The sequence below is a fragment of the Mycobacterium sp. IDUB_3 genome, assembly GCF_055419585.1.
Genome location: NZ_JBVAXZ010000001.1, coordinates 1457689 through 1474959, shown reverse-complemented (window position 1 = coordinate 1474959; position 17271 = coordinate 1457689). Strand labels below are relative to the sequence as shown.

Annotated in this window: 16 protein-coding genes and 2 tRNA genes; 15 read left to right on the top strand and 3 right to left on the bottom strand. The window is 66.9% G+C overall.

Annotation, left to right across the window (positions count from 1 at the left end):
- The first annotated feature begins 32 nt into the window (after window positions 1–32).
- The 4 genes from ACZYVJ_RS06390 (at window position 33) to ACZYVJ_RS06375 (ending at window position 2470) form a co-directional block, all read left to right on the top strand.
- Complete coding sequence (locus tag ACZYVJ_RS06390) at window positions 33–656, top strand: mycothiol-dependent nitroreductase Rv2466c family protein (RefSeq protein WP_463830244.1); 624 nt, start codon at window positions 33–35, stop codon at window positions 654–656.
- Window positions 657–725: 69 nt separating this feature from the next.
- The gene (locus tag ACZYVJ_RS06385; RefSeq protein WP_463830243.1) at window positions 726–1205 is read left to right on the top strand and encodes a ribose-5-phosphate isomerase; all 480 of its coding nucleotides are present in this window, start codon (window positions 726–728) and stop codon (window positions 1203–1205) included.
- An 18-nt stretch (window positions 1206–1223) separates the two neighbouring features.
- Window positions 1224–2030, top strand: coding sequence for an Fpg/Nei family DNA glycosylase (locus tag ACZYVJ_RS06380; protein ID WP_463830242.1), 807 nt, complete (start codon window positions 1224–1226; stop codon window positions 2028–2030).
- 185 nt (window positions 2031–2215) lie between these two features.
- Window positions 2216–2470: a hypothetical protein gene (locus ACZYVJ_RS06375; protein ID WP_463830241.1), complete on the top strand. Its 255-nt coding sequence runs from the start codon at window positions 2216–2218 to the stop codon at window positions 2468–2470.
- Window positions 2471–2534: 64 nt separating this feature from the next.
- Here the strand turns inward: ACZYVJ_RS06375 and ACZYVJ_RS06370 are convergent, their stop codons facing one another.
- Entirely contained in the window at window positions 2535–3725 is a 1191-nt protein-coding gene (locus tag ACZYVJ_RS06370; protein ID WP_463830240.1) for a serine hydrolase domain-containing protein, read from the bottom strand.
- A 32-nt stretch (window positions 3726–3757) separates the two neighbouring features.
- Window positions 3758–3828, bottom strand: a tRNA-Gly gene (locus ACZYVJ_RS06365).
- 148 nt (window positions 3829–3976) lie between these two features.
- Between ACZYVJ_RS06365 and ACZYVJ_RS06360 the strand changes: the two genes are divergently transcribed.
- From ACZYVJ_RS06360 to clpP2, 4 genes are all read left to right on the top strand, one after another.
- Window positions 3977–4053, top strand: a tRNA-Pro gene (locus tag ACZYVJ_RS06360).
- A gap of 75 nt (window positions 4054–4128) precedes the next feature.
- Window positions 4129–5568: a trigger factor gene (tig, locus tag ACZYVJ_RS06355; RefSeq protein WP_463830239.1), complete on the top strand. Its 1440-nt coding sequence runs from the start codon at window positions 4129–4131 to the stop codon at window positions 5566–5568.
- 125 nt (window positions 5569–5693) lie between these two features.
- Window positions 5694–6284 carry an ATP-dependent CLP protease proteolytic subunit ClpP1 gene (gene clpP1 / locus ACZYVJ_RS06350; RefSeq protein ID WP_463832869.1) on the top strand — a complete coding sequence of 197 codons (591 nt, stop codon included), beginning with the start codon at window positions 5694–5696 and terminating at the stop codon, window positions 6282–6284.
- Window positions 6281–6916: an ATP-dependent CLP protease proteolytic subunit ClpP2 gene (gene clpP2 / locus ACZYVJ_RS06345; RefSeq protein ID WP_007774151.1), complete on the top strand. Its 636-nt coding sequence runs from the start codon at window positions 6281–6283 to the stop codon at window positions 6914–6916. Before clpP1 ends, clpP2 begins: the two co-directional genes overlap by 4 nt.
- On the opposite strand, the gene mmuM is transcribed toward clpP2, so the two are convergent.
- Window positions 6913–7803 (bottom strand): homocysteine S-methyltransferase, encoded by an 891-nt coding sequence (gene mmuM / locus ACZYVJ_RS06340; RefSeq protein ID WP_463830238.1) that lies wholly within the window; start codon window positions 7801–7803, stop codon window positions 6913–6915. The genes clpP2 and mmuM overlap by 4 nt on opposite strands.
- A 330-nt stretch (window positions 7804–8133) precedes the next feature.
- Between mmuM and clpX the strand changes: the two genes are divergently transcribed.
- From clpX to ACZYVJ_RS06305, 7 genes are all read left to right on the top strand, one after another.
- Window positions 8134–9414, top strand: coding sequence for an ATP-dependent Clp protease ATP-binding subunit ClpX (gene clpX / locus ACZYVJ_RS06335; RefSeq protein WP_064953001.1), 1281 nt, complete (start codon window positions 8134–8136; stop codon window positions 9412–9414).
- 308 nt (window positions 9415–9722) lie between these two features.
- Window positions 9723–11678, top strand: coding sequence for a 2-oxoacid:acceptor oxidoreductase subunit alpha (locus ACZYVJ_RS06330; RefSeq protein WP_463832868.1), 1956 nt, complete (start codon window positions 9723–9725; stop codon window positions 11676–11678).
- 108 nt (window positions 11679–11786) lie between these two features.
- Complete coding sequence (locus ACZYVJ_RS06325) at window positions 11787–12887, top strand: 2-oxoacid:ferredoxin oxidoreductase subunit beta (RefSeq protein WP_463830237.1); 1101 nt, start codon at window positions 11787–11789, stop codon at window positions 12885–12887.
- Between the two features lie 13 nt (window positions 12888–12900).
- Window positions 12901–13506: a molybdenum cofactor guanylyltransferase gene (gene mobA, locus ACZYVJ_RS06320; protein ID WP_463830236.1), complete on the top strand. Its 606-nt coding sequence runs from the start codon at window positions 12901–12903 to the stop codon at window positions 13504–13506.
- 1061 nt (window positions 13507–14567) lie between these two features.
- Window positions 14568–15128: a transglycosylase family protein gene (locus ACZYVJ_RS06315; protein ID WP_463830235.1), complete on the top strand. Its 561-nt coding sequence runs from the start codon at window positions 14568–14570 to the stop codon at window positions 15126–15128.
- A 110-nt stretch (window positions 15129–15238) separates the two neighbouring features.
- Window positions 15239–16495 carry a saccharopine dehydrogenase family protein gene (locus tag ACZYVJ_RS06310; protein ID WP_463830234.1) on the top strand — a complete coding sequence of 419 codons (1257 nt, stop codon included), beginning with the start codon at window positions 15239–15241 and terminating at the stop codon, window positions 16493–16495.
- Between the two features lie 107 nt (window positions 16496–16602).
- Window positions 16603–17202, top strand: a complete 600-nt coding sequence (locus ACZYVJ_RS06305; protein ID WP_463830233.1) for a DUF937 domain-containing protein — start codon at window positions 16603–16605, stop codon at window positions 17200–17202.
- Window positions 17203–17271 lie beyond the last annotated feature (69 nt).

Sequence of the window (17271 nt, the reverse complement as noted above, 5' to 3'; positions counted from 1 at the left end):
ATCAGACTTTTACCTTCACGAGAGGATCCGCCATGCCTGACACCGCCGCCGCGAAGAACAAAGCCGATTTCTGGTTCGATCCGCTGTGTCCGTGGGCATGGATCACCTCGCGCTGGATCCTCGAGGTGGAGAAGGTCCGCGACATCGACGTGAACTTCCACGTGATGAGCCTGGCGGTGCTCAACGAAAACCGCGAGGGTCTGCCCGAGGAATACCGCGAACGGATGGTGAAGGCGTTCGGTCCGGTGCGGGTGGCGATCGCCGCCGAGCAGGCCCACGGCGCCGAGGTGCTCGCGCCGCTCTACACCGCGATGGGCACCCGCATCCACAACGAGGGCAACAAAGAGCTCGACGACGTCATCAAGCAGTCGCTCGCGGAGGTGGGCTTGCCGGCCGAACTAGCGGAGGCCGCGAACAGCGAGGAGTACGACGAGGCGCTGCGCAAGAGCCACCACGCCGGCATGGACGCGGTGGGCGACGACGTCGGCACCCCGACCATCCACGTCAACGACGTGGCGTTCTTCGGGCCGGTGCTCTCCAAGATTCCGCGCGGTGAGGAAGCGGGCAAGCTGTGGGACGCCTCGGTCACCTTCGCGTCCTACCCGCACTTCTTCGAGCTCAAGCGCAGCCGCACCGAGAAGCCCGAATTCGACTAGACCGGTCGGCGGCGATCCTCGGTGATCGCCGCCGCCGGCTCGGCGGTTGGCTGTGTAAGGATTGCGGGCATGCGCGTCTACCTCGGCTCTGACCACGCCGGATTCGAGCTCAAGCAGCAGATCATCGACCACCTCAAGAAATCCGGGCACGAGCCGATCGATTGCGGCGCGTTCAGCTACGACGCCGAAGACGATTACCCGGCCTTCTGCATCGCAGCGGCGACGCGCACGGTGGCCGACCCGGACAGCCTGGGCATCGTGCTCGGCGGGTCGGGCAACGGCGAGCAGATCGCCGCCAACAAGGTTCCTGGCGCACGATGCGCGCTGGCCTGGAGCGTCGAGACGGCGTCGCTGGCCCGCGAGCACAACAACGCCCAACTGATCGGTATCGGCGGTCGCATGCACACCGTGGCCGAGGCGCTGGCCATCGTCGACGCCTTCTTGACCACCCCGTGGTCGAAAGCCGAACGCCACCAACGGCGTATCGACATACTCGCCGAATACGAACGCACCCACCAAGCCCCGCCGGTGCCCGGCGCGGTGAGTTGACGCCGGAAAGGTCTGCGCGTGCCCGAGGGGCATACCCTGCACCGGCTGGCCCGGCTGCACCAACGCCGGTACGCCGGCGCCCCCGTGGCGGTGTCCAGCCCGCAGGGCCGCTTCGCTGATTCGGCCGCGGTGGTCGACGGCCGCGTGTTGCAGCGCACCAGCGCATGGGGCAAACACCTGTTCCACCACTACGGCGGCGGCCCGATCGTGCACGTGCACCTGGGGCTCTACGGCGCGTTCACCGAATGGGAGCGACCCGGCGACGGCTTGCTTCCCGAGGCGATCGGGCAGGTACGGATGCGCATGATCGGCGCCGGCTACGGCACCGACCTGCGCGGCCCGACGGTGTGCGAGGTCATCGACGAGGGCCAGGTCAGCGACGTCCTGGCCAGGCTGGGCCCCGACCCGTTGCGAAGCGACGCCGATCCGTCGTGGGCGTGGAAGCGGATTGCCAAGTCACGCAGACCAATTGGCGCGCTGCTGATGGATCAGACGGTGATGGCCGGCGTGGGCAACGTCTACCGCAGCGAGTTGCTCTTCCGGCACCGCATCGACCCCTTCCGGCCCGGCCGTGATGTCGGCGAGGATGAGTTCGACGCCGCCTGGACCGATCTGGTGGCGCTGATGAAGGTCGGATTGCGCCGCGGGAAGATCATCGTGGTGCGGCCCGAACACGACCACGGCCTGCCGTCGTATCGGCCCGATCGGCCTCGCACCTATGTCTACCGGCGCACCGGCGAGCCCTGCCGGGTGTCCGGCGATCCGATCCGCACGACGGTGCTGGAGGGGCGAAACGTCTTCTGGTGCCCGACCTGCCAGAAGTGAGCCGGCCGCGCCGTCCAAAACCCCCAAACCGGGGCCGGGATGCGGATTGGCAGGACACTCTCAGCCCGAAACACTGGCGGCAATTGTTTAGCCAAAGCACCGATTCGGGTAAAGGTCTTCTCGTGAAAACTTTTCCACGTTTGGCCGCAACGGCTCTCGCAATCGGCGGGCTGGGTTTAGCGGGCTTGGGCGTCGCAACCGAGGCGCAGGCTCACCCCGGGCCCTTCCCGCAATGGTGTCCGGGGGAGTGGTGGGACCCGGGCTGGGGCAACAACTGGGACTGGAACAACTGCCACGACTGGCGCGGTGGACCAGGGCCGGGCGGCTGGGACCGCGACCACCCCGGCGGTCCCGGATGGGACCACGACCACCCGGGTGGTCCCGGATGGGGTCCTGGTGGGCCAGGCGGACCGCCGCCGCCTCCAGGCTGGCACCCCTGATCCGATAAGCCACGCAACAAATGCGCCCTGCCGATACCGGCAGGGCGCATTTTGCGGTTGAGCGCTAGATCACTCCCAGCACGGAGTAGACCTCGTTGGACAGGACCAGGCTGCGCGGGTCAGCGTTGGCCTTGGTGGCGTCGAAGTGGTTGGCCACATACGCGTAGCCGATGCGGTGCTCCAGGTCGACGAACCCGAACGAGCCGCCCAGCCCGCCGTGGCCGAAGATGCGCGGGTTGGGTCCGTTGACGCAGCGCTGGTTGAGCATGTAGCCCAGCCCCCAGCCGTGGTCAGCGACCCGCGGCCCCAGCACCAGGTCGGTGTCCAGCCCGCCCTGGCAGACCCGCACCAGGTCCATGTGCTCGCGGCTGAGCACCTTCTCCTGGGCGAGCGCGTTGTAGAACGTCGCCAATCCCAGCGCCGAGACCTGCCCGTTGGTGCCGGGGAACTCTAGTTCGCGCCACAGGTTCAGGTCGTGTGAGCCGAGTTCGTCATCGGGTGCGAACCCCATCGAGATGGACAGGCCCGCCTTGGGGTGTTCGGCCAGGCTGGTGGGATAACCGGGGGCCTTTGCGTCGGCCAGCAGGTCGCGGGCGTGTGGCTTGTTGACCCGCTCGGCGCAGCGGTGCTGCTCGCTCAGCGGCAACCCGATATGGACGTCGGCGCCGAACGGTTCGGCGATCTCGGTGCGCAGGTATTGGCCGATGGTCCGGCCCGTCACCCGGCGGAACACCTCGCCCATGATGAAACCGAAGGTCGTCATGTGGTAGCCCTGCGCGGTACCCGGCTCCCACCACGGCTCGGCGGCGGCCAGCTGCTCGCAGACATAGTCCCAGTCGGCGACCTGCTCCCATCGCATCCGGGTGCGCGGGCCGATCACCCCGGATCGGTGGCTCATCACCATCGCCAGCGTGATGTCTTGTTTGCCCGCCTGGGCGAACTCGGGCCAGTAGTGGGCGACCGGCGCCTGCAGGTCCAGCTCGCCGCGGTCGGCGAGTTGGTGCACGCAGGTGGCCGACAGGCCCTTGGTGCCGGACAACACGGTGGTGAGGGTGTTCTGCCGCCACGGCCGGGTGCGGGCCGCGTCGGCCCAGCCACCCCACAGGTTGACCACCAGGGATCCGTCGACCCACACCGCGACGGCGGCGCCGACTTCGTCGCCCAGCGTGAAATTGCGCTCGAATGCGTCGCGAACCCCGACGAAGTCCGACGCGCATGAGCCGTGGATTGTCGCGTCGGTCGTCAGGTCGCTCATGGCGCCTCTCTATCGAGCAGATAGTTAGCCCGAGCGGGCGACGGGAATCGAACCCGCGTAGCTAGTTTGGAAGACTAGGGCTCTACCATTGAGCTACGCCCGCATGTATTTATCGAGCGTGACTGTAGCTGGCGACGAAGATCAAATCTAATCGACTCGGTTTTGTGATCGCTCCGTGAGGTCTGCGACGTCGCCGCGAAGCCCGTGGCCAACCCCGGGGTTGGGGGGCCTTAGGATCATCGAGGTCAGCGCGGGGTGTAGCGCAGCTTGGTAGCGCATCCGCTTTGGGAGCGGAAGGCCGCAGGTTCAAATCCTGTCACCCCGACCAGCACGACCGGCCCCGTGCCCTGCGCACGACCCACCGACAACAACGAGCAAAGAACGAGCACTGAGGAGCACACCAGTGAAGAGCACCGTCGAGCAGTTGAGCCCCACCCGGGTGCGGATCAACGTGGAGGTCCCCTTCTCAGAACTCGAACCCGACTTCCAGCGCGCCTACAAGGAGCTTGCCCGGCAGGTGCGACTGCCCGGGTTCCGGCCGGGCAAGGCGCCGGCAAAGTTGCTGGAGGCGCGCTTCGGTCGTGAGGCGATGCTCGATCAGGTTGTCAACGAGGCGCTGCCCGCGCGGTACGGGCAGGCCGTCGCCGAATCAGAGGTGCACCCGCTGGGCCAGCCCGAGATCGAGGTCACCAAGAAGGAGTACGGCGAGGAGCTGGCCTTCACCGCCGAGGTCGACGTCCGCCCCAAGCTGACCCTGCCGGATCCCGGCGCGCTCAAGGTCTCCGTGGACCCGATCGAGGTCAGCGACGAGGACGTGGACGCCGAACTGCAGTCTCTGCGTGCCCGATTCGGCACCCTGACGGGGGTGGACCGCCCCGTCGCCGACGGCGACTTCGTCTCGATCGACCTGTCGGCCACCATCGACGGCGAAGAGATTCCGGGCGCCGCCGCGCAGGGCCTGTCTCACGAGGTCGGTTCGGGCCGGCTCATCGCTGGCCTGGACGAGGCGCTGGTCGGTTTGTCCGTGGACGAGCCCAAGGAGTTCACCGCGCAGCTGGCGACCGGCGAGCACGCCGGCAAGGACGCGCAGGTGACCGTCACGGTCAAGTCGATCAAGGAACGTGAGCTTCCCGAGCCCGACGACGAGTTTGCGCAATTGGCCAGCGAGTTCGACACCATCGAGGAGCTCAAGTCCAACCTGCGCGAGCAGGTAGGCCGAACCAAGCGCGCCCAGCAGGCCGAGAACATCCGCGAGGCCGCACTCGACACGCTGCTCGAGCAGGTCGAGGTGCCGCTGCCGGAGGCCATCGTGAAGGCGCAGGTCGACAGCGCGTTGCACAACGCCCTGCACAGCCTCGACCACGACGAATCCAAGCTCGAGGAAGTGCTGGCCCAGCAGGGCAAGTCCCGCGAGGAGTTCGAGACCGAGACGCGGACGGCCGCCGAGACGGACGTCAAGCGGCAGCTGCTGCTGGACGCCCTGGCCGACGACCTGGAGGTCCAGGTTGGGCAAGACGATCTGACCGAGCGCCTGGTGGCGACGTCGCGGCAATACGGCATCGAGCCCCAGCAGCTGTTGGCCTACCTCCAGGAGAACAACCAGCTGCCGGCCATGTTCGCCGATGTGCGGCGCGCGCTGGCCATCGCCGAGGTGATCCGGGCGGCGACCGTCACCGACACCGCCGGAAACGCCATCGACACCAGTGAATTCTTCGGCAAGCGCGGCGAGGCCGACGCAGCCGAGCCGGCTGGCGAGGCGGCGCAGGCCGACGGTTCGAATGGGACGGCCGACGAGGACTCCGGCGACGCCGGCGAATCCGACGAGGCCGACGCCGGGAAGTGACCGTGCCATGACGCTGTGAGCGAACGTGCCCGTTTCAGGGGTGCGTGGCCGCGAAACAGTGGGCTCGGTTGGTTAGTGTCGTGGATACGGATCTCGAGAAAGCAGGTAACCCAGTCGTGACTGACATGCGTTCAAACTCGCAGGGTCTCAACCTCACGGACTCGGTCTATGAGCGCTTGCTGTCCGAGCGCATCATCTTCCTGGGTTCGGAGGTGAGCGACGAAATCGCCAATCGGCTGTGCGCGCAGATTCTGCTGCTCGCCGCCGAGGACGCCACCAAGGACATTTCGCTGTACATCAATTCACCGGGCGGATCGATCAGCGCCGGGATGGCGATCTACGACACCATGGTGCTGGCACCGTGCGACATCGCCACCTACGCGATGGGCATGGCCGCGTCGATGGGTGAGTTCTTGTTGGCCGCCGGCACCAAGGGCAAGCGGTACGCGTTGCCGCACGCCCGCATCCTGATGCATCAGCCGCTCGGCGGGGTGACCGGAAGCGCGGCCGACATCGCCATCCAGGCCGAGCAGTTCACGGTGATCAAGAAGGAGATGTTCCGGCTCAACGCGGAATTCACCGGCCAGTCGATCGAGCGCATCGAGGCGGATTCCGATCGCGACCGCTGGTTCACCGCGCAGGAAGCCCTGGAATACGGCTTCGTCGACCACATCATCACCCGCGCCGCACACATCAGTAATGGAGAAGCCCAGTGAACCCCGAAACTCAGCCCCAGGCGCGCTACATACTGCCCTCGTTCATCGAGCACTCCAGCTTCGGTGTCAAGGAGTCGAACCCCTATAACAAGCTGTTCGAGGAGCGCATCATCTTCCTCGGCGTCCAGGTCGACGACGCGTCGGCGAACGACATCATGGCGCAGCTGCTGGTGCTCGAGTCGCTGGACCCCGACCGCGACATCACCATGTACATCAACTCGCCCGGCGGTGGATTCACCTCGCTGATGGCGATTTACGACACGATGCAGTACGTGCGCGCCGACATCCAGACGGTGTGCCTGGGTCAGGCCGCCTCGGCGGCGGCGGTGCTACTGGCGGCCGGGACGCCGGGTAAGCGGATGGCGCTGCCCAACGCCCGGGTGCTCATCCACCAGCCCTCGCTGCAGGGCGTGATCCAGGGGCAGTTCTCCGATCTGGAGATCCAGGCCGCCGAGATCGAGCGGATGCGCACGCTGATGGAGACCACCTTGGCCCGCCACACCGGCAAGGACGCCGCGACGGTCCGCAAGGACACCGACCGGGACAAGATCCTGACCGCCGAAGAGGCCAAGGATTACGGGATCATCGACACCGTGCTGGAATACCGGAAGCTTTCCGCGCAGACCGCCTAGCGGTTTCGGCGAAGGTCGGCGATATCGGCGGGCCCGACCCGGCAGCATCCGCCGACGATGCGGGCCCCGGCCGCGGTCCACTGGGCCGCCAGGTCCGTACTGAACCGCGACGGCCCGATCCAGCTGTGCCGCAACGCGTCCCAGCGTTCGCCGCTGTTGGGGTAGACGATGACCGGCTTTCCCACAGCAGTGGCGCGCGCGATCGCGGGCAACACGTCGTCGGGCGCGCAGCAGTTCACCCCGATCGCCACGATCTCGTCGACGCCGGCCGCCACCGCGAATGCCTCGGTCAGCGGCTGCCCGGCGCGGGTCCGGTCGCCGTCGATGGTGTAGCTCAGCCAGGCCGGCTTCCCGGCCGAGCGCACCAGCTCGACCAGGGCCTGCGCCTCGTCGACATCGGGCACGGTTTCGCACGCCAGCAGGTCCGCGCCCGCGTCGGCCAGGGTCTCCAGCCGTGGCCGATGCCATCGCGCCAGGGCCGCGACCGACAGGCCGTAGCGCCCGCGGTACTCCGATCCGTCGGCCAGCGACGCGCCGTACGGTCCGATCGAAGCGGCGACGAGCAGCCCACCGCCGCCGGATTCGTCCCGCGCCGCCTTGGCGAGCTCGACGCTGCGGCGCAGCAGCCCGGCGGTCTCCCGGCGGTCGAACCCACGGGCGGCGAACCCCTCGAACGACGCCTGGTAGCTGGCCGTCGTCGCGATCGTGGCCCCGGCGCGAAAGTAGGCGGCGTGCACGGCGGCGATGTCCTGCGGCGCGTCCGCGAGCAGCCTGGCCGACCACAACGGGTCGGACAGGTCATGACCGCGCGCTTCGAGCTCGGTGGCCAAGCCGCCGTCGAGCAGGACGGATCCGCCGGGCCATGCAAAGCCCCCCGCCAAACCCACCCCGCCACTGTAGGGTGAATTCTTGGGGGTCCGCCCAGGCCTCGCGTGAAAGTTGGCGTTGGGTTGGCACCTCCACACCGAAGCAAGGTCGGACGTCGGCCGGCCTCGGTCGCATTACGACCGCGACACGCCAAAGACACGCAAAGCGCGCCTTTCGCGAGTGACGGGCACCGTCTGGCTATATGTTTCATCCATACGGACACGCATGAATACCACCGACGCGATTCGGCCCTTATGGTCGCGTCGGGCCCGAACAAACGGGTAGCGTCGGTGAATACATGTGGGGACAGGCAAGACCAACGGCGAACAGGAAGTAGGCGCTGACGCACCATGGCACGGATCGGAGACGGCGGTGACCTGCTGAAGTGCTCGTTCTGCGGGAAGAGCCAGAAGCAGGTCAAGAAACTCATTGCTGGCCCCGGCGTATACATCTGCGATGAATGCATCGACCTCTGCAACGAGATCATCGAAGAGGAGCTCGCCGACGCCGACGACGTGAAGCTTGATGAACTTCCCAAGCCGATCGAGATCCGGGAGTTCCTCGAGGGATACGTCATCGGGCAGGACACCGCCAAGCGGACGCTGGCCGTCGCGGTCTACAACCACTACAAGCGGATCCAAGCCGGTGAAAAGGGCCGCGACTCGCGCCACGAGCCGGTCGAGCTGACCAAGTCCAACATCTTGATGCTCGGACCGACCGGTTGCGGTAAGACTTACCTCGCCCAGACGCTCGCCAAGATGCTCAACGTCCCGTTCGCGATCGCCGACGCGACCGCCCTGACCGAAGCCGGTTATGTCGGTGAGGACGTCGAGAACATCTTGCTCAAGCTGATCCAGGCCGCCGACTACGACGTGAAGCGCGCCGAGACCGGCATCATCTACATCGACGAGGTCGACAAGATCGCCCGCAAGAGCGAAAACCCGTCGATCACCCGTGACGTCTCCGGAGAGGGCGTCCAGCAGGCCCTGCTGAAGATCCTGGAAGGCACCCAGGCCTCGGTTCCCCCGCAGGGTGGTCGCAAGCACCCGCACCAAGAATTCATCCAGATCGACACCACCAACGTGCTGTTCATCGTCGCCGGGGCCTTCGCGGGTCTGGAAAAGATCATCTACGAGCGCGTCGGCAAGCGCGGCCTGGGCTTCGGCGCCGAGGTGCGCTCCAAGGCCGAGATCGACACCACCGATCACTTCGCCGAAGTGATGCCCGAAGACCTGATCAAGTTTGGCCTGATCCCCGAGTTCATCGGCCGGCTTCCGGTGGTCGCCTCGGTGACCAACCTGGATCGCGAATCGTTGGTCAAGATCCTGTCCGAGCCGAAGAACGCGCTGGTGAAGCAGTACACCCGGCTCTTCGAGATGGACAACGTGGAGCTCGAGTTCACCGACGACGCCCTGGAAGCGATCGCCGACCAGGCCATCCACCGCGGCACCGGCGCCCGTGGGCTGCGGGCGATCATGGAAGAGGTCCTGCTGCCGGTGATGTATGACATCCCGAGCCGCGACGACGTCGCCAAGGTCGTGGTGACCAAGGAGACCGTCCAGGACAACGTGCTGCCGACGATCGTGCCGCGCAAGCCGTCGCGTTCCGAGCGTCGGGACAAGAGCGCCTAAGTCCGTCCTACGTCCCGGCGGGCGCAATTGCCGACCGCCTGACGTGTTTTGCTGCGTGCGCGACAGCGCTGACGTGACCAATGCCACAGTTTGCTGTGCTACTCATCAGTAGGACGTCGCTGACGTCGCCTTTTGGTCGCCGATGCCGCCGAGACGGCGGCTCAGAGACGGCGATGGCGACCGCAAATCAGTGCCATAATTGATACTTCGAGTGACATCAAACCGAGACGGCCGGAAAGTCGCTTTCACGGGCGTAATCTAGTTTTGCGCGTGGTGTCTGTCCGGTGAACAAAGTGGAGGGCAAAGACGTGGATCCGAACGGCAGCGGAGCCGGATCAGACTCACAGAATGGGGCTTCCCCCAACGGATCTGCCCGTCAGCGCCTCGAACAAGTCGTTATCCGCTTCGCCGGGGACTCCGGTGACGGCATGCAGCTCACCGGTGACCGGTTCACGTCCGAGGCAGCGCTTTTCGGCAACGACCTGGCCACCCAGCCCAACTATCCCGCCGAGATCCGCGCCCCTGCAGGCACGCTGCCCGGCGTCTCGTCCTTCCAGATCCAGATCGCCGACTACGACATCCTGACCGCCGGCGACCGGCCCGACGTCCTCGTCGCGATGAATCCCGCTGCGCTCAAAGCCAATATCGGTGACCTGCCCCGCGGTGGAATGGTGATCGCGAACTCCGATGAGTTCACCAAGCGCAACCTGACCAAGGTCGGCTACGTCACCAACCCACTCGAGACCGACGAGTTGTCGGATTACGTGGTGCATTCCGTCGCGATGACAACCCTGACGCTCGGGGCGGTCGAGACGATCGGCGCCACCAAGAAGGACGGCCAGCGCGCCAAGAACATGTTCGCGCTGGGCCTGCTGTCGTGGATGTACGGGCGGCCGATCGAAACCAGCGAGAAGTTCATCCGGGAGAAGTTCGCCCGCAAGCCCGAGGTCGCCGAGACCAACGTGCTGGCGCTGAAGGCGGGCTGGAACTACGGCGAAACGACCGAGGCCTTCGGCACCACCTACGAGGTGTCCCGGGCGACCTTGCCGTCGGGCGAATACCGCCAGATCTCGGGCAACACCGCGCTGGCGTACGGCATCGTGGCGGCGGGCCGGCTGGCGAACATCCCCGTCTTGCTCGGCAGCTACCCGATCACGCCGGCCTCCGACATCCTGCACGAGCTGTCCAAGCACAAGAACTTCAACGTGATCACTTTCCAGGCCGAGGACGAGATCGGTGGCATCTGTGCGGCCATCGGCGCCTCGTACGGCGGCGCGCTGGGCGTCACCACCACCTCGGGCCCGGGCATCTCGCTCAAGTCCGAGGCGCTCGGGCTGGCCGTGATGACCGAGCTGCCGCTGCTCGTCGTCGACGTGCAGCGCGGCGGGCCCTCGACCGGGCTGCCCACCAAGACCGAGCAGGCCGACCTGCTGCAGGCGTTGTTCGGCCGCAACGGCGAGTCACCGGTCGCGGTGCTGGCCCCGCGCTCACCCTCGGACTGCTTCGACACCGCTCTCGAGGCGGCACGCATCGCGGTGTCGTATCACACGCCGGTGATCGTGTTGTCCGACGGCGCGATCGCCAATGGGTCAGAGCCCTGGCGCATTCCGGACGTCGGCACGCTGCAGCCCATCACGCATACCTTCGCCAAGTCGGACGAGCCGTTCCAGCCGTACGCGCGTGACCCGGAGACGCTGGCGCGGCAATTCGCCGTGCCCGGTACCCCGGGGCTCGAGCACCGCATCGGCGGGCTGGAAGCGGCGAACGGCTCGGGCAACATCTCCTACGAGCCGGTCAACCACGACCTGATGGTCCGGTTGCGCCAGGCCAAGATCGACGGGATCTCGGTGCCCGATCTGGAGGTCGACGACCCGACCGGCGACGCCGAGCTGCTACTGATCGGCTGGGGCAGCTCCTACGGGCCCATCGGTGAGGCCTGCCGGCGCGCGCGGCGCAAAGGCATCAAGGTGGCGCACGCCCACCTGCGCTACCTCAACCCCTTCCCGGCCAACCTGGGTGAGGTGTTGCGACGCTACCCGCAGGTGGTGGCACCGGAAATGAACTTGGGTCAGCTGGCGTTCCTGCTGCGGGGCAAATATCTGGTGGACGTGCAATCGGTGAGCAAGGTGCAGGGTGTCGCCTTCCTGGCCGACGAGATCGGCCGCGTCATCCGCGCCGCGCTGGGCGGGACGCTGGCCGAGGTCGAGAACGACAAGACGATGGTCGCCAAGATGGCGGCAGCGACGGTCGGAGCGGGCGCATGAGCTCAGTGGTTCCGGCCGGCGACAACATAGAGCGAAGCGATGAGGGCGTGGTGCTCGTGACATGCACCGCGACAATGCAGAGCGAAGCGATGAGGAGGAGCGACGCTCGTGACTGACGTGATCGGCAACCTGGCGGGCAAAGACCTCGGTGTGACCGCGAAGCTGACCAAAAACGACGGGGTCCCCACGTTGTCTCCTGAGGACCAACCGCAGAAGTCCAAGGACTTCACCAGTGACCAAGAGGTTCGTTGGTGCCCGGGCTGCGGGGACTACGTCATCCTCAACACCATCCGCAACTTCCTGCCCGACCTCGGGCTGCGCCGCGAGAACATCGTGTTCATCAGCGGCATCGGCTGCTCGAGCCGGTTCCCGTACTACCTCGAGACCTACGGTTTCCACTCGATCCACGGCCGCGCACCGGCCATCGCCACCGGCCTGGCGCTGGCCCGCGAGGATCTCTCGGTGTGGGTGGTCACGGGTGACGGCGACGCGTTGTCGATCGGGGGTAACCACCTGATCCATGCGCTGCGCCGCAACGTCAACATCACCATCCTGCTGTTCAACAACCGGATCTACGGTCTGACCAAGGGTCAGTACTCGCCGACCTCGGAGGTCGGCAAGGTCACCAAGTCGACCCCGATGGGATCGCTGGACCACCCGTTCAACCCGGTGTCGCTGGCGCTGGGCGCCGAGGCGACCTTCGTCGGCCGCGCGCTGGACTCCGACCGCAATGGACTGACCGAGGTGCTGCGCGCCGCCGCCGGGCACCGGGGCGCCGCCGTGGTCGAGATCCTGCAGGACTGCCCGATCTTCAACGACGGCTCCTTCGACGCGCTGCGCAAGGAAGGCGCCGAGGAGCGGGTCATCAACGTCCGCCAGGGCGAGCCAATTGTGTTCGGCGCCAACGGCGAATACTGCGTGGTGAAGTCGGGCTTCGGCCTGGAGGTGGCCAAGACGGCCGACGTGTCCGTCGACGAGATCGTCGTGCACGACGCACACAGCGACAACTCGGCCTACGCCTTCGCCTTGTCCCGGCTGTCGGATCAGAACCTCGATCACACAGTGCTCGGCATCTTCCGCAACATCAGCCGGCCCACCTATGACGACGCGGCACGCGCACAGGTGCAGTCGGCCCAGTCGGCGAAGGCGTTCGACTCCGCAGCGCTGCAATCGCTGCTGCGTGGGCGCGACACCTGGACCGTCGACTGACGTGGGCGAGCAGATGCCCGACACAGAGAAAAAGGCCGGGTCGCTAGCGGGGATCGTGCTGGCCGGCGGTGAATCGCGGCGCATGGGCCGCGACAAGGCCACCCTGCCCGGCCCCGGCGGCGCTGCCACGCTCCTCGAATACGTCGCGGGAGTCATCGCGCAGCGCTGCGAACCGGTGTTCGTGATGGCCGCGCCGGGCCAACCGTTGCCCGCGGTGCAGGCGCGAGTCGTCCGCGACGAGGTGCGCGGCCAGGGGCCGTTGCCGGCAACCGGACGCGGGTTGCGGGCGGCCGCCGAGGCGGGTGCCCGGTATGCCTTCGTTTGCGCCGTTGACATGCCGCTGCTGTCGGCGGAATTGATCGATGAGCTGGTGCAGCTGGCCATCGAGACCAACGCCGAGATCGTGCTGCCGTGGGACGGTCGCAGCCACTACCTGGCCGCGGTGTACCGCACCGATCTGGCCGGGCGGATCGAGGGGCTGGTGGCCGGCGGCGCCCGCTCCATGCGCGCCCTGATCGACGCCTCGGACGCTCAGCAGATCGTGCTGCCGGAATCGCGCTTTTTGGCCAACGTCAACACGGAGAGCGACCTGCTCGCTCTGGCGCAGTCGCGCAGCTGACGGCCGGGCGCCTAAAAGGCGCGGCGTAAACACGGGGTTGGGTATCCGGTATTTCGGAATATGCACCGTGCAGTTTCGGTATTACCGGGGCTACGTCAATCCAGCATATTTCTCAGCTGGGGCATCGTGATCTGTTGCCGGAGCGATGATTTGGGGATATTTCAGTTGCGTCCGTCGGTACGGGCGAAGCGCGCTCTCGGGCCTCTGCTAAAGAGGCGTAATCCTTTTCAGCAAAATCGTCTTGTGTGACATTGCGTACGCCTCGTCGGTCGGCCTTAGTCGGTTGTGGGCGCCGCCTCCGGTGTCGATGGGCTGTCCTCGGCTTGCCAGAGTCGTGCGAAATCAGTTGCAGCAGTGGGTTTTTAGTCCAAAGCCATTGTCGGTCATGGCAATACACCGGGTGCGGGCTGTCGGGGTGGCAAGTCGCGGCCGCCCTCGATGGATTTGATCGAATCATGCTGGTGCGCAGTAGAAGTCGTCATAGCCGTGGCTTCTGATCGCCGCGTCGCGCGGGCTCCTTGCGGCGCGAACGACTTGCGGTACTCCATCGCGGTTTGCGGCCCGGCGCGTTCGGATCCGTTGAAGCGCTGTCCAATCGGCCCGCGACGATCCCCGACGTGGCAAATAAACGTGCGCCAGCTCACAAAACACAGGTGATTCGGCTCACCATTTGTATGGTGGTTGCCGCGGAAGGCGGATTCCTGAAACGCCGCATTGACCTGCGTAAATGGGCGGGATACCACGGCGTGATCGGCCCGTTATCCAAACGAGATATCCGATCTCCGAAGATGACGAATGCGCCGGGGTCTTCTACGGTCCGTGTTAGCCCACAACGGGTTACGGAAGAGTAATCAAATAATTCAATCCACGGACCCGCGTGCGAGCGGCGCCACGGACGGCGAAAGCCCGACCATGGTCGGTGGGTAACACCCGCCGGGCAGACTTGGCCCGCCGCTGCCGTGCCTGACCCAGACGGCACGTTTCAAAGCAGGCATCAACCAGACAGCTTCAGCCCACATCCGTGGGCTTGCTTTGGCGCGCGCACCGCGAAAGGAAAAAACTTGAAGAACGTCCGAAAGACGCTCATTCTTGCCGCCGTCACGGGCACGCTCGTGACCATCCCGTCGGCCACCGCGCACGCGGAGGAGGTACCGGCAGGCTTCGACCCGAACGCGCCGGCCGCCGGCCCCGCCCCAGACGCTCCGCCGCCGCCGGCTCCGGATGCTCCGCCGCCGCCCGCCCCGGATGCTCCGCCGCCGCCGGCTCCGGATGCTCCGCCGCCGCCCGCCCCGGATGCTCCGCCGCCGCCGGCTCCGGATGCTCCGCCGCCGCCGGCTCCGGATGCTCCGCCGCCTGGCCCGGACGTCCCGCCGCCCCCCGCCCACCGGGCGTACAGCGTGAACTGGGATGCCATCGCGCAGTGCGAGTCGGGTGGTAACTGGGGGATCAGCACCGGTAACGGGTTCGCCGGTGGCCTGCAGTTCACCCCTAGCACCTGGCACGCCAACGGTGGGTCTGGTTCCCCTTCCGGCGCGAGCCGCGAGGAGCAGATCCGGGTCGCCGAGAACGTGCTGCACTCGCAGGGCATAGGCGCGTGGCCGGTCTGCGGCCGCCGCGGCTGAGCCGCAGCCGACCGCTTCGCCGCCATACATATAAGAAGTGCCGGGCCCTGTGGCCCGGCACTTCTTAGCTCCAGGGGGTCCGACCGCCGGCGTCGGGTACCGTCGGGCCCGTGACCGCAACGCCGCGCGAATTCGACATTGTGCTGTACGGGGCCACCGGCTTCGTCGGAAAACTCACTGCCGAATACCTGGCCGGCTCGGCACCGGACAGGCGGATCGCGCTGGCCGGCAGATCGACCGACCGGTTGCGCGCCGTCCGCGACACGCTGGGCGACGGCGCGCAGTCGTGGCCCATCCTGAACGCCGACGCGTCGTCGCCCTCGACGCTCAATGAGATGGCGGCCCGCACCCAGGTCGTCATCACCACGGTCGGGCCCTACACCCGCTACGGGCTGCCGCTGGTGGCCGCCTGCGCCGGCGCGGGCACCGACTACGCCGACCTGACCGGCGAGGCGATGTTCGTCCGCGAAAGCATCGACCTGTATCACAAGCAGGCCGCGGACACCGGCGCCCGGATTGTGCACGCCTGCGGATTCGATTCCGTCCCCTCAGACCTCAGCGTGTATGCGCTCTACCGGGCGGCGCGGGACGACGGCGCCGGGGAGCTCGGCGACACCGACCTGGTGGTCCGCTCGTTCTCCGGCGGCGTGTCCGGTGGAACCGTCGCGTCGATGCTGGAAGTGCTCGATACGGCGTCGCGCGATCCCGACGCCCGCCGCCAGCTCGCCGACCCCTACACGCTGACCACCGACCGCGGCGCAGAACCCGAGATCGGCCCCCAGCCGGATCTGCCCTTGCGCCGTGGTGGTCGGATCGCGCCGGAGCTGACCGGGTTGTGGACGTCGGGCTTCCTGATGGCTCCCTACAACACCCGAATTGTGCGGCGCAGCAACGCATTGCTGGACTGGGCCTACGGACGCCAGTTGCGGTACAGCGAAAGCATGAGCCTGGGCTCGTCGCCGCTGGCCCCGGTGGCGTCCGCGGTGGTGGGCGGGGTCGGCGCTGCGACCTTCGGATTGGGCAGCCGCTATTTCCGGCTGCTGCCACGCAAACTGGTGGAGCGCATCGTGCCCAAACCCGGAACCGGACCGAGCGAGGCCGTCCGCGAACGCGGCCACTACCGGATCGAGACCTTCACCACCACAACCACCGGCGCCCGCTATGTGGCGCGCATGGAACAGCGCGGCGATCCCGGCTATAAGGCGACGTCGGTGCTGCTGGGAGAGTGCGGCCTCGCGCTGGCCGTGGACCGCGACAAGCTCCCGGATCTGCACGGCGTTCTCACTCCCGCGGCCGCGATGGGCGACGCGCTGCTGGACCGGTTCCCCGCCGCGGGCGTGACATTGGAGACCGAACGACTGAACTGATCGGCGTGTTGGAGCGCCCCCTTCAAGGGGTTCTGTCCGGGGCCGCATGAGTCTAATGTCGTAACTGACGTGCCTGATACTTCCCAGCGACAAAGGCGGGCACCCCGATGGCGGGTCTTGATGATCTCTACGCACAGATTCCGACGTCCGAAATCGCGACAAAGCTCGGCGTCGACGAAGGCGAAGTCGCGAGCGCGGTTCACACGCTGGTGCCGGTGCTGCTGAGCGGCCTTCACCAGAACGCGCAAGACCCCCAGGGGGCCGACAGGATCGAGTACGCCGCCACAAGTCATGCGGCCAGTGGTCTGCTCGAACCCGGTGGGGGTGTCGACCAGGTCGACGAGGCGGACGGGCACCAGGCGATCGCGACAGTCTTCGGCGTCAACAGCGCCGACCAGGTCGCCTCGGCGCTGGCCAAGGGAGGCGCGGGCAACAGCGACTTGCTCAAGCAGTTGCTGCCGGTCCTGGTCCCGATCGTATTGGCATACGTCGGAAAACAGCTGAACGCGGGGGGTGGAGGGTCGCCGGAAAACGCCACTCGGACAACGCAGTCCGCCTCCGGTGGCGCCTTGGGCCAAGTGTTGGGCAGCATTCTCGGGGCGGGCTCCGGCGACAAGTCCCTTGGCGGCGTCCTCGGAAATGTGTTGGGCGGCAAGGGCGGTGCGCTGGGCGACATCCTCGGCGGCCTGCTCGGCGGCAAGAAATAGCCGGCGCCGCACCAGGCGCCGAGTTTTGATCAGCAGTTCTCGAGCGGTTTCGACCGCGTCGAGGGAGGG